The sequence below is a fragment of the Luteitalea sp. genome, assembly GCF_022842525.1.
Taxonomy (GTDB): domain Bacteria; phylum Acidobacteriota; class Vicinamibacteria; order Vicinamibacterales; family Vicinamibacteraceae; genus Luteitalea.
Genome location: NZ_JALHPM010000043.1, coordinates 1 through 15,419, shown reverse-complemented (window position 1 = coordinate 15,419; position 15,419 = coordinate 1). Strand labels below are relative to the sequence as shown.

Genomic DNA, 15,419 nt, shown 5'->3' with positions numbered 1-15,419 from the left:
CTACCGGATCCAGCTCGACAACACGGCGCGCAGTTGCGCCTCCGACATACCCGCGGCAGACCGCATCCAGTGGATGCGGTCGTCGCGGAGCCCGACCAGCAACGGCGATCCGGACACGCCCAGTGCCGGAAGGAGCAGGCGTGACGGGTCCAGCACCCATTCAGCCCTGCCGAGATGGACGTGCCTGGGCTGCACCGCGAGCACCTGAGCCGGCGTGCCGCCAGACAGCGCGATGACCACTCGACTCATCTCGCTCGACGGCACGGCCGTGTCCAGTGTCGTGAACAGCGCCCCACACGGTGGACACGAGCCGGGCGACACCACCATGACCCAGGCGCCCGCCCGTACGAGCGCATCCGTGGTCTGCGGCAGGCCAGCGGTGGTCGCCACGGTCAGCGATGGCAACGAGGCCGGCGCTTGGGTGGTGACTCTTGCCGCGCCCGCAATCACGCCGGCCACAGCGAGCAGGATTGCAATCGAGGACTTCACGCAAGGAGACAGGCAGTTGGTGCTCATGGCAGTGTGAGAGTCACAGTGGCCGGCACGCCGTTGACGAGCGTCACGGTCGCGTCGCGGAGGCGGCCGCCGCTGATCGCGCGCACGCCGAGGGTGCCCACGGGCCACCGGGGGACGACGGCAACGCCGTTCGAATCTGCGATGACTTCGTGGTCGAACGAGAACGAGCCAGGCACCGCCACGAGTACTCGTGCCCCAGCGGCCGGCGAGCTGTCCGCATTCAGCACCGTCACCGTGAGCGACGTGGCACGGAGGGCCAGAGTGGCCGTGGCCACTTCGCCTTGCGACGTGAGCGTCACGTCCACGTCGGCGCTCGAGAAGTTCCCACTCGTCGCCCGCACCTGCCAGGTGCCCAGCGGCGTATCCGGGAGGCTGTAGGCGCCAGCCGCATCGGCCACGACCTGGCGGACGACGAAGCCGAAGGTCAGGAAGTCGACCTGCGCGCCGGCGACAGGCTGTCCCACTTCGTCGAGGACAACACCACTCACCACTCCGGAGGGCGCCAACTCCACGTCCACGGCGATGGTGCCACCGTCAGTTGTGAGCTGACCAACGGCGGAGCCATACACGAGCGTGCCGGGGACATTCGCGTCGACGAACACGTCACCCACCGACACATACGGCGTGTTGTAGGCGCCTGCAGCGTCTGTGACGGCGTAGGTGGTTCCGCCCGCGTGAGACACCGTCACCGACGCACCGCTTACCGGAACGCCCGCGGCGTTCCGCACGACACCGGTGACCGTGCCAAAGGGCAGGAAGGTCACGTCGATCTGCGCCGTCGTGTTCGGCCCCGCCAGCACACCGCCAGCGAACGCGCTGACGCTCGTCGGCGTGACCGCCGTGACCGACAGGGAGCCTGGCACGACATGCAGGACCGTGTAGGCGCCCTGCGCGTCCGTCACCACGGACCGCCCCGCACCGCCACCGTCACTGTAGACGAACACGTCGAGCCCGGGCATGGGCACCCCTGATGCCGTACGCACGGTTCCGGAGACCGTGCCGGTTGGCGGCAGCACGAAGTTGGCGATGACCGGATTCTGCACGTCGACCACGGTGACGGTGAGCGGGCCGGACGACAATCCGGAATCAAGGTCCTGCGCCGTGACGTCGACATCCCCCGCCAGCATCCCCGCAATCACGTAGCCGCCCGGCACGCTCGGATCGGGAACCCCGATGTAGGGCCAGCCCAACTGCGTGCCATCTGCTCGCGGAGCTGTGGCCGGCGAGCCGTCCTCGAACGTGATCACGCCTCGGATGATGCCGACTGGTATCACGACTGTGATGTCGAGCACCTCGCCGTCGGAGGTCATCGTGCCCGACTGCGTCACCGTCCCCTGGCCCTGGGGGACGAACACCATGGCCTCGAGGTGACCGTTGAGACCAGTGACGCCGGAGAACACGGCGATGCCGAACTCATCGGCCGACACGCTACCCTCGCCAACCTCCAGATTGAAGAGCTGCGCGAACGGCACGGGCGTCACGCCGTCCGCGGCGAGCACGCGAACCCGGAGCGTACCGATCGGTGATTCGGTCAGCGTGATTTCGCGCACCAGTCCGAAATCCGCCGCGGTCAGCGTGCCGCTCGCCTGTGAGTAGGCGCGACGCGATGACGAATCCGGATACGCCGTGACCGTGAAGTTTCCGACGACGGCATTGGCGAAGACGACGTCCCCAGCGGCATTGGTCACGAGCGTCTGCTGGTTGCCGCTCGCGGGCTCGTAACTCACCTGGGCGCCCGCGACGGGCGCACCCGTGGTCGTGAGGTAGCGGACCCGGATGCTCGCCGGGGCGAGCTGCACCGTGAACGAGCGCGTGATCGTGGCCGCATTGCCGGCGGTGTCGGCCACGGTGGCCGTCAGCGTGTGTACTCCGCCGGTAAGCGGCGACGTCGGCGTCGCGCGCAGCGTGAACGCGCCGAAGCCCTGACTCAGAAGTGTGGTGGTGAGTGCAACCCCGTCCACCGAGATCGCCGCCGTGGTGCCACTGAGCGGGCTCAGCGCATCGGACGCCAAGACGTCGATCTGCGGCAGGGCCGAGGTGTAGACGGTCGTGTCGGCATACGTCAGCGTCGGCGGCTGCGTGTCCACCGTCGTGAACGTCCAGGTGTGTGGGAACGTCCGGACGTTGCCGGCGAGGTCCACGACATTGACGACCGTGGCGGTGTAGGTGGCGTCCGTCTGCAGTGGCGCGGACGGTGTGAACGTGAGGACGTTCGGCGCGCTGCGAGCAACCGTGCCCACCACCGGAGCTGCATTCCGTGCCACGGTGAACACGGAGGCAAGGTTGACATCCTGTATCGGCTCGGAGAACACGGCCGTGAGCAGCGTGTTCACCGAGACCTGTCGTGCGTTAGCCAGCGGCGTGACCGCCGTCACGACGGGCGCCGTCGTGTCGCCCACGGTCACGGTGACGGCAGGACCGAACGCGCTCCAATTGCCGGCCACGTCGAGGGCGCGTGCTGTGAGCACGTGATCGCCTTGCCCCCACGCGTTCACGGCAACCGGCGTCGAGAACGCCGGCGGGTGCAGCTGCGCCATGAACTGGCCGTTGCGATACAACTCCGTTCGGAACACGCCGGAGGCGGCGTCGGTGGAGGTGGCGCCGATCGTGACCGTCCCGGCCACCGACTGGCCGTTGGTTACGCCGGTCACCACCGCGGGCTCCGGCGCCACCGTGTCGATGTTGAAGCTCCACGACGTCGATCCCGTGTTTCCCGCGCGATCGCGCGCCGAGGCGGCGGCCGTGTGCGCGCCGTCGGCCAGCGGTGCCACTGGCGTGCCGAACACCACTGACGTCCCCTGCGTCGCGGGCACCGGCACGCCATCCACCGTCAACGTGTCGAATATGGCGTCGATGCCGCTCACCGGGTCCACGAGACTCGCGAGGACCTGTGGCCGTGGGTTGTTCGTCCAGCTGCCCGGGGTCGGGCTGCCAGGGGTCACGACCGGCGGCACGGTGTCGGTGGTCGCAAACGACGAGGTGAACGTCGTGGCCTGCGTGTTCCCGAGCTGGTCGCGCGCCCCACTCACGGTCACCGTGTAGATCGTGTTGTCGGGCCACGGCGCGTCGGGCACGAAGGTCGCGACGTTCGGCGCCGTCAGCGTCGTGGTGCCGCCCACTGGCACGCCCGCTGCGGTCACTGTGATGAGTGTGGCGAGGTTCGTGATCGGCGCGACCGGCTCACTGAACGAGACGACGACGGCCGACGTTCCGGGCACCTGAATCGCCGCGTTGAGCGGTGCCACGGTCACGACCGACGGCCCCGAGACATCAACGGTGCGGAAGCGGCTCGTGAACGCGGCCGCCGGCCGTCCGAAGATGTCCGTGAGCGCGGGCGTGATCTCGAAGGTGATCTCCGAGGCATCCGGCCAGCCGGTCCACAGCCCCACGGGTTGCGGTGTGATCGTGACCGTGCGGCCATCCGGGCTGAGGTTCGTCAGCCGGGGCCACCCGACGCCGTTGCGGCGCACCACGATGCCATTCACGGCGGCGGTGAGATTGGCGATCGGGTCGCTGAAGGTCATCACAATCGGCGTCGAGAGCGCGACGTCGAGTGCGCCGTCGGCCGGCGTGGCCGAGAGGGCCCGCAGCGGTGTGTCGTCGAGCACGATGTCGGGCGTGGTCAGCAGCTGGCCGTCCGTCGCCGCCGTGAGACCGGAGACGAGCCCGACGCCGCCCGTGAACGGGTCGTCGACGCGAATCGTCAGCACGCCGAGCGGAATGCCATCGGCCCGGAAGGTGCCGCCGGCCAGCACCGGCACGGTCACCCGCACGGCGCCGCTCGCGCCGGCAATCACCGTGACTTCGGCGCCGACCGCCGCGGTCGTGCCATCGGCCCGCAGCACGCGCCCGGTGACCGAGGCCGTGGGCTGGAGCGCGACATCGAGTGCGGCCGCCTGACCGGCCACGACGGCCCCGGCCGCCGACCCGCGCAGCGTGAAGCCGCCCACCACACTCGTCAGCGAGGCGGAATACGGCCCGGCGAGCACGGCCGGCAGCGTAAAGGTACCGGTGGGGCCAACGGCGACCGTATGCGTGTAGGGGAACGCGCCGGTGCCGCGTACGGTGAGCGTGCCGGCGACGGGCTGCCCACCGGCGGTGAGCGTGCGCCCCTGGAGGGCGCCCACACCGTTCAACTGCAGCGTCACCGTGCTCGTGGCGTTGCCGGTCACGGCTACCGTGGCGCGGCCGCGGTCGATCGTGCCGATCGACGTCACGTCGATCGTGGCCGCGCCGGCCGGGACTCGCAGGAAGCTGAAGCTGCCGGCGGCGTCGGTGGTCGTCGTCTGCGTGCCGCCACCAAGGTCGCCGACGCGGATCGACACTACGGCCGGGGCTGCCGGGGTCACGCCGTCGGCCTCACGCACGACGCCCGAGACGACGCCGGCTGCGCGCAACGCGACATCGAGCGTCAGCGTCGCGCCATCACCTGCCAGCGTGCCGGTGGCCACACCGGCCAGCGTGCCGCCGGAGAAACTTGCCGTGACGGTCACGGCCCCTTCGGGGACTCCGGGCACCGCGTACTGCCCCGTCGCGTCCGCCGTCGTGTTGACGCGGAACGTGCCAGACACCACCTCGACGCTGGCGCCATCCGGCGAGACACCAAGGCCGGTCACACGTCCACTCACCGTGCCCAGGCCCTGCGCCCGCACGTCGAGATCCACGATCTGTCCTTCGGTCGAGAGCGTGGCCGCGGCGACGCCGGTGCGTCCGGTCGTGGGGTCGAGCGCTTCGAGCCGCACCGGACCAGCCGGCACGTGCAGGAACTCGTAGCGTCCGGGATCGGTGCCGAGACTCGTCGTCATCTCGCCGATGGCACGGCCGGCCGCCAGCAGGCGCACCGACCCGAGGGCCACGGGCGTCGTCCCATCCGCACGCAGGAAGCGGCCGCGCACCGTCCCCGTCACCGTCAGGCTGACGGTCACCTCGATCGTCTGCCCGTCACCGGTCACCCACGCCGACGCCCGGCCGCCTCGGCCCAGGACATCCGATGCTTCGAGACTGATCGGCCCTTCGTGAACCCCCTGGAACGCAACGACTCCCTGTGTGGCCGGCTGCACGGCACTCTCGAACGTGAAGTTGGGGAACCCGTTCTCGCGCAGCTTCACTGCGGCGGCCGCCACGGGCACGCCTGCCCCATCGACCACCCGTACGCGCACGGTGTTGCGGCCCGTGAGGCGCGGGTTGAACACGAGATCGCGGCCGACGTTCAAGTAGACGATGTCGTAACTGAGCCCCCCGGTGCCCGGGTCGCGCACGGTCAGGCCGTAGCTGCCGGCGGGGAGCACGGCCGGGAACTCGAAGTGCCCGCTGGCATCCGTCGCCACCACCACATCGGGCAGCGGACCGTTGGCCGTGACCTGCACGCCGGGGCCGACAGGGGTCGTGCCGTCTGGCTGCAGCACGGTGCCCGACAGCACACCGCCCATCGTGTTCGTCATGCGCAGGGTGAACGTCAGCTCCTGACCGGCCGTGGCCAGCACGCCCGAGGCGCCCGCGGGCGCGGTGAAGAACGCCTGCGTCGCGCGTACGCTCACCGGCCCCACGGGCACACCGGTGGCGCGGAATTGCCCCAGGGTGTTCGTGCGCACCACATGCGAGACCCCGCCAACGAGCTCGCAGCCCGTCGGATCGTAGATGCGCGATCTGATCTCGACGTCGGCCCCGTGGACCGGCTGCCCATCAGGCGCCAGCACGACGCCCGAGACCACACCGTGCCCGGGGAAGCGCAGCACCGTACTCGCCGTCGCGCCGTCGTAGGGCAAGGACGTATCGGCCTGCGCGACGTCGATGAGGCCGGCGACCTGCCGGACACTGCGCACCCGAATCGCGCCCACTTCCAGGGTGGGCAGGATCGCGTGACCCGCGGCGTTGGTGTTGGCCGCCGCCAGGCCGAGGCACTGCCGTCCCGAGACCCGGAGCCCGGCGCGCGTCACATACACCTGCTGATTGGGCACGGGCTGTCCGGTGCCGTCGAGCAACAACACGTCGAGGGTACCGGCACCGGCCAACGTGACGACCACGTTCGACACGATCTGTCCGGGCGTCGTCAGCAGGACGTCGGCGACGCCGCGCCGCGATCCGTCGGCGGTGTAGGCGAAGATCTGCTGCGGCCCGCCCTGCGCCGGCACGTTGACCAGCGTGAAGGTGCCATCGGCCGCGGCCTGCACGCCGCGGCCGCCGAGCGTCACGACTGCGAGGGGCGCGGGCGCGCCGCCGGCGAACCGCACGACGCCCGACACCTGACCGCTGCGAAGTACGCTCACGACGAGGTCGCGCCCGGTCAGGACGTCACCGGGAGTCGCCGTGCCGGTCAGCTGCGTGCTGTCGCCCGTATCGAGCGTGACGCGGAGCCGGTACGCACCGGCCGGAATGGCCGACAGCACATAGGCGCCCGTCGCGGAGGTCTGCGCATAGCCCACGGGCGTGAACGGTGAGCCGGCGCGGAACGGATCGGGGACCTCGACGACGACGTAGGCCCCGCCAACCGGCGACACGACGCCGTTCTCGATCCGCCGCACCGTACCCGCCACGCTGAAGATGCCGGAGTTGAGGGTGATGTCCGCGGTGGCGGTGGCGCCCACGCCCGCAATCTGCGCCGTGGCCGTGCCGCTGCTGACGCCGGAGAGCGCCCGCAGGCTGACGCCACCCACGGCCAGGTCGTTGATCGTGAAGCGCCCGAGGCCGTCCGTCGTGGTCTGCCCGTTGAACTGCTGATCCAGCAGGCTGACGGCCACGACGGTCGCACCGGGCACGGGCGTGCCCGTGCCCGTGCGCACCGTGCCGGTCACAGCGCCTCGGCCGAGCAGCTGCAGATCGGCCACGACGCGTTCGCCGTCGTAGCGCACGAGGCCCGCCACGCTGCGCAAGGCGCGCGTCACCGGGTCTTGCGCCTGCACCTGCCACTGGATGCCGCACGGGTCCTGCGGCACATAGCGAAACGCGTAGGACCCGGTGGCATCGGTGGCCACGCGATGCACGGTGGTTGGCAGCGCGCGGCACTCGGTCCAGTCGGTGTTGGCCAGGAAGTAGACGTCGGCGCCCACGACGGGGGCGCCATCCGCGGCCACGATCCGGCCGGAGACGACCGCCCCCACGGTGGTGAGCCTAGAGCCGATCGCCGCGGTGGCCACACCGGCCGCCGTACCGCGCAGGTCGCGCATGCCGCTGATGCTCACCGTGCTCGGGAGGAACCGGCCTTCGGGTTGCGCCAGGGTGGCAAACACCAGCCGGCCCGACAACTGGCGGCGCGCGGAGAGCACCGCGTTCTGTGGAATCGCGTAGTTGGCCGCAACCGCCGCCGGCGCCGCATCGATCACACGATCGAAGAGGAACGCGATGTGTTTACCGAACGTGCCGGCAGTGGGCAGCGTCTCCGGGCCCACGATCGTGGCGGCGATGAGCTGCGGTGCCTGTGGCGTAATGGACTCGAGCACGAGCGGCGCGGTCGTGTCGAACGTGCCATCGCCCGTGAGGTCGATCTCGACCACCGGCGAGCCGCGCGCGGCGTCGATCGGCAGCCGCACGCGCGAGCCGGGCTGCACGGCCACGCCGGCGATGATCCCGCGGATGAACGAGCCGCTGCCGCTCGGAAAGGTGACCGTCATGTCGAGCGCGCCGGCGCCCGCGGCCTCGACCTGCACGGCATACGGACCGGCCTGCGGCGCGGTGACGAGGCCGAACACCGGGGCGTCCACAGCGTTGCCGAGCGGCACGACCACCGCTGAGCGCACCTGTCCCCGCGCCATGGCGTCGGGCTGCGCGATCGCGCGCGACTGCCGGCCGGCTGCATCGACGAGCGCGACCGCCATGGGGCCGCCGCTTGGCGCCACGCTGAACGACACGACGTCGAGCCCCGATGCGGCCACTTGTGCGAAGGCGCGCTCGAAGGCCGCGGCACTGCCTGCGGCGGTCACCGCCGGGGCCAGACTCGCACCGACCGCGAGGTCGAAGGCCTGCCCGGCATCGGTCTCCCGCAGGAGCTGGTCGAACCCGGCGTCCACCGGACTGCCGCCATGGAAGTCCACCAGCAGATCGCGAAGCGCGTCGAGCGCCGGCTGGCCCAGCGACTGCCGCAAGCCGGCCTCGGCGAGGGCGAGCGCCTTGTCGGTGACAACCTGCTTGCTGATGCGCCGCACGCCGGCGGGCAGTGTGCCAAGCGGCGCATTGGCCACGCTCCAGGCCTGACCGAGCACGCGCAGCGCCGCATCGACGATCGGGCGCGGCAGCACGTCGATCTGAGAGGGCAACACGAGCGTATCGGGCGACAAACGCACGCCGCGCTCACCCACGCCAATCGTGAACTGCAGATTGCCGGTGGCGCCCGGCCCTTCGAACTTCAGGTACGACGCCGTGACCTGCCCGGTGCGTTCGGCGATGAACGTGAACGCCAGCGTCTTCGCATCACCGGGGGCGAGCGTGTCGATCGAACGCGATGCATCGCCGGTCAGGCGGGCGCCGCTCATACGCGCGGCGTCGAGCGTCATGCTGACCGCGTTGGCGAGGCCCTGCCCCTTGTTCGTCACCGTCGCGTAGAGCGTGAACGGCTCGTCGCGCCTGACCACTGACGGCACGGCAAAGCTCACATCGAAGAACGGATTGCGCACGAGCACGCCGCCCCTGGCGCGGCCCGTGATCGGCACCGAGCCCGTGGGCAGGCCGTCGAGCGTCGCGGCGATATCGAACGCGAGGTTGTGGAAGCCCTCGAGATCGCCCCGCACGAGGAACTCCGCCTGCCCCTGTTCGCCGGGCGACAGCACCGCATCGTCGTCGGCCGTCTCGGCGGTGCCGTCAGGGCCCAGCCCGCGCACGGGCATGGTGAGCGGCTGCACACCGCGCACGGTCTCGGCCCGCGAGAGGGGATCGTCGGTCGATCCGAGCACGAGGTCGGCACCCGGCGGCAGCACCATCGTTCCCGTGATGTCGCGTACGGTCAGGTTCGACGTCCCGGGTGCGCCATTCGCCACGAAGAGCTGCGCCGAGAAGAATTGCCGCAGGAAGCCCACGTCGCCCGGGATGACGAGGACACTCGGAATCCGGATGTCGCGCTCCTGCCCGTCGATGACGATCTTGTTGGCGCCCACCGGCAGATCGAGCAGCATCGGCACGATCGTGGGCACCTGCACGGGCACGGTCGCCGGCAGGTTGAGCGACGGCGCCGAGATGTAGCTCGGCACCGGCAGCCGGTCGGCCCCGAAGACGACCGGGAACGACACGTTGATCGGCCGCGACTCCAGCCGCAGCCCCAGCGTGAACTCGAAGCCGAGATAGTCGTCGCTATCGAGCACGATGCCCTTGTCGCGAATCTCCTGCAGCGTGAGCGCGCGCGTGGCGACCGACGTGACGAGCACCTGGTCGATGACCGTGACCGGCACGGTGGTGGGCGTCACATCGAGCACCGGACGGCCATCGCCGAGCGCGACGAGTCGCAGATTCGACAGCAGGTAGTCACCGCCGACAGCAAGCGCGGGCAGCGGCAGGATCAGGTCCGGCGCGGTGGTCGAGGCCGTGACGGCTTCCCGCAGCGTCACCGTGGCACCAAGGCCTGGCCCCGACAGCTCGCCGGCAAGCTCGAATGGGCCGAGCAGGCGCACGGCATCGGCGGGTGTCAGCGTCTGTCCGCCGCCCTGCACGCGAATGCGAACGCCGGAGGCGATGTTGCGTGGGACGGTCGGGTTCAGCGGATCAACGGCGGCGGTGAGCCCCACGAGCCGCAGTTGCATGTCGCCCAGCTTACGGAGGGCCTGCGCCTGTGCGGCGGGCGCCACGGCCACGAGCAAGGCCACGGCGCAGAGGCACCGCACGACCACGCGACGAAGAAGAGATGTGCGCAACGTAGATTCCCGCAACCGGCCGGTCAGAGGACGCGCGCGATCGACGGCGCGTCTCCACAGTTACCTGCATGCGGGACGAGAGGGGTCAGCGTGAGTCGACATTCGTCGCTGACGCTGACGTCCGCACATAACCAGGACACCAAGAACGGCGAGATTGTCACGATACGGCTGCACTGGTTGCAAGGAAAAATGCGTGCGCGCAGTCGATTCCGTGCAACGACACCGTCAGCGTGGCAGTTCTTGCGTACATTTTGCAGGGCCGAGCTGGACTTCTGCCGCGGAGCGCCTGATCGCCCGACCGTCCGTGGCGGCTACGGAACGGCGCCAGCCGCGCGCAGAAGATCGGCCATCGCCTCCGCCATCTTCCGGTAGCCCGCCGCGTTCGGATGGACGGCGTCGCTCCGCGTCTTGGCATCGTAGAGCAGCGTGCGCAGGATCTCGTCTTCGATCGGAAGCTCGAACTCGGCGGCGATGTCGGCGTAATACGCGACGGAGCCTGGGAAGAGCGGCGGCTTCGGTAGTCCGACGAGCACCACGGCGACGCCGCGCGCCCGGGCGAGCCGCACCATGTCCCTCAGATTGGCTGCCGTCTCCGCCGAGTCGATGCGGCGCAACATGTCGTTGCCCCCCATGCAGAGCAGCAGCAGCTTCGGTTGGACGGCGTCGAGTACGTCCGGCAGGCGGCGCAGGCCGTCGGCGGTGACGTCGCCAGGAACGCCAGACGCGACGACCCGGCGCCCGATGAGCTCGGCGAGCACCACTGGATAGGCCTCGTGAGCCTCGGCACCCGTGCCATAGGTCAGGCTGTCACCGAAGGCCAGCACCGTGTCGCCCTCGGCGAGTGCTGCAACGGGCGGCACGGCGCGGCCGCACGCACACGCCGCCCCGAGCCCCAGCACGACCACCACCGCGCGCCACGCGGCGTTCGCCCGCCCAGTGAGACTCACCGCTCCCCCATCACCTTCACCACCACCCGCTTCCGGCGCTGGCCGTCGAACTCCGCGTAGAACACCTGCTCCCACGGGCCCAGATCGAGATCGCCGTTCGTAATCGGCACGATCACCTGGTGCCCCATGAGCGTGCGCTTCAGGTGCGCATCGGCGTTGTCTTCGCCGGTCTGATGGTGGCGATACGGCAGGCCGGCCGGGGCCAGCTTCTCGAGCCACACCTGGAAGTCGTGGATGAGACCGTCTTCCCAGTCGTTCACGTAGACGCCGGCCGTGATGTGCATCGCCGAGACGAGCACCATGCCGTCGCGGACGCCGCTCTTCTCGACGATGGCGCGCACCTCGTCGGTGATGCGGATGAATTCCTGGCGGCGGGCGGTGGTGAACCAGAGATAGTCGGTGTAGGTGGCCATGGGCTCGGGGTCCTCGTGGGTGTCCGTATAATCATCGACGATGCCGCGCTGGTCGCCCGCCGACACGAGAATCGCCGCCATCGTGCTGGCCACGCTCGCGCTCGGCATCCCGCTCGACGCGTCGGGCGCCGCCTGGGCGCAGCCGTTCGTCTCCGCCGCGACCTGGACGGCGCTCCTCGCCGTGGCCACCCTGGTGGACGCGGCCGAACGCCGCGCCCTCGCCGCCTGCGTCGTGCTGGCCACCCTCGGCGAGCTGTTCCTGAAGGACGTCTGGGGGCTCTACGAGTACCGCCTCGGCAACCTGCCGCTCTTCATCCCGGCCGGGCATGCCCTGGTCTATGCCGCGGCGTCGCGGTTCAGCCGGGTGGCGCCGCCATGGCTGCCGCGGGCCGTGGTCGTGGCGTTTGCCGCCATCGTGGGCTATGGCGCCTGGCAGGGCTACGACACGTTCGGGCTGGTCTGGTTCGCGGCCTTCGTCGGCTACGTAGGGCTGAGCGCCAATCCCAGGCTCTGCGCCACGCTCTTCCTCTTCGCCTTCGCCATCGAGGCCTACGGCACCTCGCTCGGCGGCTGGCGCTACTACACGGTGGAGCCCTGGTTCGGGCTGACCACCACGAATCCGCCCGTCTGGATTGGCGCGATTTACTGCACGCTCGAGACCCTGGTGCGGGTGGCGGCCGGCCCGGCGCCGCGCGCGTTTCGTCTTGCGGCCCATCGACTGGCCGCGCTACTGTGATGGGCGCGATTCGGGCCGCGCATGCGGCCCGCGAAAGGATCCGAGACATGAGCGAACAGCACTCGCGACGTGAAGTCCTCCGCGGCGGCCTGGCCGCGGCCACCGTTGGCATGCTGGGCGTGCCCGACTGGGTGCTGCCCGCGCTGGCCCAGGGCGCCACCGTCGTGCCGTTCCTCGAGTTTCCCGAGACCTTCAACGCCAACCCGGCGCCCGACCGCCGGCTCTACGACACGCGCACGCTCCAGTCGTTCGTCACGCCGAAGGATCAGTTCTTCACCACGCAGCACTACGGGCACCCGGTGCTCGACGAAGCCACCTTCAAGCTCTACGTCGGCGGCCTCGTGAACACGCCGAAGAGCTACACCATCGCCGACCTGAAGAAGATGCCGAAGGGCGAGGTCATGTTCGGCTTCGAGTGCTCGGGCAACCGCGCGCCGGTGCAGGGCCTGTGCAGCAACGGCAAGTGGACGGGCGTGCCGCTCGCCGCCCTGCTCAAGGCGGCCGGCCTCAAGGCCGACGGCCGCGAGGTGGTCTTCCTCGGCGCTGATCACGGCACCGAAGAAGTCGAGTGGCGCACGCAGAAGTACAGCCTCGACCAGCAGTTCGGCCGCAGCCTGCCGCGCGACAAGGCGATGTCGGCCGAGCCGCTCGTGGCCTACGCCTACAACGACGAGCCGCTCACCCGCCATCAGGGCTTCCCGCTGCGCCTCATCGTGCCGGGCTACTACGGGGTGGCCAACGTGAAGTGGCTCTCCGAGATCCAGGTGCAGAGCGATCCCTACATGGGCAAGTACCAGGCGCGCTGGTACCGCACCGTGCGCGGCGAGATGATCAACGGCGAGATGAAGTGGATGGAGAACGCCGTCACCGCCATGCGCCTGAAGTCGTTCGTGGCCCGCGTCACGAAGGAAGCCGGCGGCCACAAGATGGTGGGCGTCATCCTGAACGACGGCACGCCGATCAAGTCGGTGGAAGTGCAGATCGACGGCGGCGCCTGGCAGCCCGCCACGATGGACAAGCAGAACACGAAGTACTCGTGGAAGCTCTTCCACTACGACTGGAAGGGCGCGACGCCCGGCGAACACACGATCGTGTCGCGCGCGACCGACATCAACGGCGTCGTGCAGCCCACGGAGAAGGAACTCGAGAACAAGAAGTCCTTCCTCGAGCACAACGCGCAGCATCCGCGGCGCGTGATGATCGCGTAAGGGCTCGGGGCTCGGGGCTCGGGAAGAAGGTTCACACGGGCCGCGGCGGCAGATGCCTCCGCGGCCCGATGTGTGTACGGGCCTCAGCGCGCGGCGAGCGTTTGTTCGAACACCGCCGGCAGGTCGGTTTTCGTCGCGCGCAGGATCTCGAGGGCGGCGCGGCGATCGGCCGGGGTCAGATGCCGGTACTTCGGCTCGGGCCGCGGCGCCGACAGCAGCTGCCACAGCCGGCGATAGGTTGCCTGGCGCACGGCCGGCGGCATGCCGTCGAAGGCGCGCGAGTAGATCGTATAGCTGAGCGGATACCGCATCACGCGGCCGTCGAGCTTCAGCTCGCGCAGCGATCGCCCCTGCGGATCCTTCGGGCCCTGCGCCACGAACCACTCCGCGAAGCCGGAGTTCCCCTGCACGGTGCCGAGCGGCACTTCATCCACGAAGAGCAGGTAGTCGGCCAGCTCCTCCACGGCCTCGCGCACGCGCGGCATGAGCGACGGCTCCTGCCCGGGCCCCACCGGCGCCTCCGCGTCCGCGCCCGCCACGAGGCGATGTTCCCAGCCTGCCCGCGTCATCAGGTTCATGGCGTGCAGCTGATGTTCGAGCACGACGAGCGCGGCGATGTCGCTCGTCGGCGTGAGGTAGTCGCCGATGTCGCGCACGAGGTCCGTGCCGGCGAGTGTCGTGAGCGGCTTCGGCGGCGCAGTTTTCTCCGGCGGCAGCGCGTGCGGCCCGATGAGCGGCTGGTTGCCCATGTGGCGCGGCGGCACCTTCGCGCCGGTCACGTACCAACCGCCGTAGCGGCGGTCCACCGGCTCGCGGTGGTCGCTGATGCCGCCGTTGGCGTAATCGTTGGTCGAGCGGCGCGGGAACGTGGTGAGCACGAACACGCCGGGCACGGCGCGCGTGTCCCACGACAGATGGCACGACAGGCACGTCTCCATGCGCGAGGCGCGCGGCGAGACACTTTCCGTCTGCGACAACTGATAGAAGACGGTGCCGAGCTTCGGGTCCTGGGCCGCCAGTTCGATGAGTGGCGCGCCGCGGATCCACGCCACCGACACGTTGTCGTTGAAGTAGATGGCGCGCGGGTTCTTCTCCGAGATGTGCGACGCCTGCAGGCTCGTGCCCGAATAGACGAGCGTCTGCGAACTGGCGTCCACGCCGAGCGCCGCGAGCACGGCCTTCAGGTAGCCGCGGCCACCGGGCTCGAAGGTGAGCGTGAGCTCGCCGCGCTCGAGCCGCGCGTTCAGTTGCGCGACGACGTCGGTCGGCGCCGTCGAGCCGTACTTGATCGCGGGATGGTGACGCGACTCGGGGAACGCGTCTGACCGCTGGAACGCCGCGCCCGTGGCGCCGCACCAGAGCGCCACGCACGCAAGAGCAAGGGGAAGGAAGGGCGCACGTCGCATCGTCGTCATCGGTCGGCGCCCGCCCCTGCGGGCGCCTCCCCTCAAGTGTAGGCGACCGATGTCTGCGATTGTGTCCGCCGCCCTGTTCCCTGTTCCCTGTTCCCTGGTCCCTGGTCCCTGGTCCCTGGTCCCTGGTCCCTGGTCCCTGTTCCCTGTTCCCTGCCCTAAAGCGGGTTGTCCGGGAACATCATCGTGCGCCACATGTGCGCGGTCGGGCTGTTGTCGTTGCCGAGCCCTTCCTTCGGCTGCTTGAACTGCCGGCCGATGATGTCGAGGAACGGCTCGATCGACACCTTGGCGTTCGGATCGAACGCATAGAGGTCGTTCACCGTGATCATGCGCGCCTCAGATCGGAAGAGC

General features: G+C 69.9%; 7 protein-coding genes and 1 pseudogene. 2 read left to right on the top strand and 6 right to left on the bottom strand.

The window, feature by feature from the left end:
• From Q0C41_RS11065 to Q0C41_RS11050, 4 genes are all read right to left on the bottom strand, one after another.
• Nucleotides 1-516 (bottom strand): hypothetical protein, encoded by a 516-nt coding sequence (locus tag Q0C41_RS11065; RefSeq protein WP_291983731.1) that lies wholly within the window; start codon nucleotides 514-516, stop codon nucleotides 1-3.
• Nucleotides 513-10,301, bottom strand: a complete 9,789-nt coding sequence (locus Q0C41_RS11060) for a carboxypeptidase regulatory-like domain-containing protein (protein ID WP_291983730.1) — start codon at nucleotides 10,299-10,301, stop codon at nucleotides 513-515. Before Q0C41_RS11060 ends, Q0C41_RS11065 begins: the two co-directional genes overlap by 4 nt.
• 359 nt (nucleotides 10,302-10,660) lie before the next feature.
• Nucleotides 10,661-11,296: a GDSL-type esterase/lipase family protein gene (locus Q0C41_RS11055; RefSeq protein ID WP_291983728.1), complete on the bottom strand. Its 636-nt coding sequence runs from the start codon at nucleotides 11,294-11,296 to the stop codon at nucleotides 10,661-10,663.
• Complete coding sequence (locus Q0C41_RS11050; protein ID WP_367079197.1) at nucleotides 11,293-11,709, bottom strand: secondary thiamine-phosphate synthase enzyme YjbQ; 417 nt, start codon at nucleotides 11,707-11,709, stop codon at nucleotides 11,293-11,295. The genes Q0C41_RS11055 and Q0C41_RS11050 overlap by 4 nt, the downstream gene beginning before the upstream one ends.
• Nucleotides 11,710-11,791: 82 nt before the next feature.
• On the opposite strand from Q0C41_RS11050, the gene Q0C41_RS11045 reads away from it, so the two are divergent.
• On the top strand, nucleotides 11,792-12,445 hold the full coding sequence (locus tag Q0C41_RS11045; protein ID WP_291983724.1) for a hypothetical protein: 654 nt from the start codon (nucleotides 11,792-11,794) through the stop codon (nucleotides 12,443-12,445).
• A gap of 47 nt (nucleotides 12,446-12,492) precedes the next feature.
• Nucleotides 12,493-13,653, top strand: a complete 1,161-nt coding sequence (locus tag Q0C41_RS11040) for a molybdopterin-dependent oxidoreductase (protein ID WP_291983722.1) — start codon at nucleotides 12,493-12,495, stop codon at nucleotides 13,651-13,653.
• Between the two features lie 83 nt (nucleotides 13,654-13,736).
• On the opposite strand, the gene Q0C41_RS11035 is transcribed toward Q0C41_RS11040, so the two are convergent.
• Nucleotides 13,737-15,059 (bottom strand): hypothetical protein, encoded by a 1,323-nt coding sequence (locus tag Q0C41_RS11035; RefSeq protein ID WP_291983720.1) that lies wholly within the window; start codon nucleotides 15,057-15,059, stop codon nucleotides 13,737-13,739.
• A 164-nt stretch (nucleotides 15,060-15,223) separates the two neighbouring features.
• Nucleotides 15,224-15,419, bottom strand: a pseudogene (locus Q0C41_RS11030) (hypothetical protein); the annotation flags it as partial.

Bases quoted from the DNA above. Each gene is read 5' to 3' on its own strand.
- Q0C41_RS11065 (WP_291983731.1), bottom strand. From the start codon at position 516: ATGAGCACCAACTGCCTGTCTCCTTGCGTGAAGTCCTCGATTGCAATC.
- Q0C41_RS11050 (WP_367079197.1), bottom strand. From the start codon at position 11,709: ATGGCCACCTACACCGACTATCTCTGGTTCACCACCGCCCGCCGCCAG.
- Q0C41_RS11040 (WP_291983722.1), top strand. From the start codon at position 12,493: ATGAGCGAACAGCACTCGCGACGTGAAGTCCTCCGCGGCGGCCTGGCC.
- Q0C41_RS11035 (WP_291983720.1), bottom strand. From the start codon at position 15,059: ATGCGACGTGCGCCCTTCCTTCCCCTTGCTCTTGCGTGCGTGGCGCTC.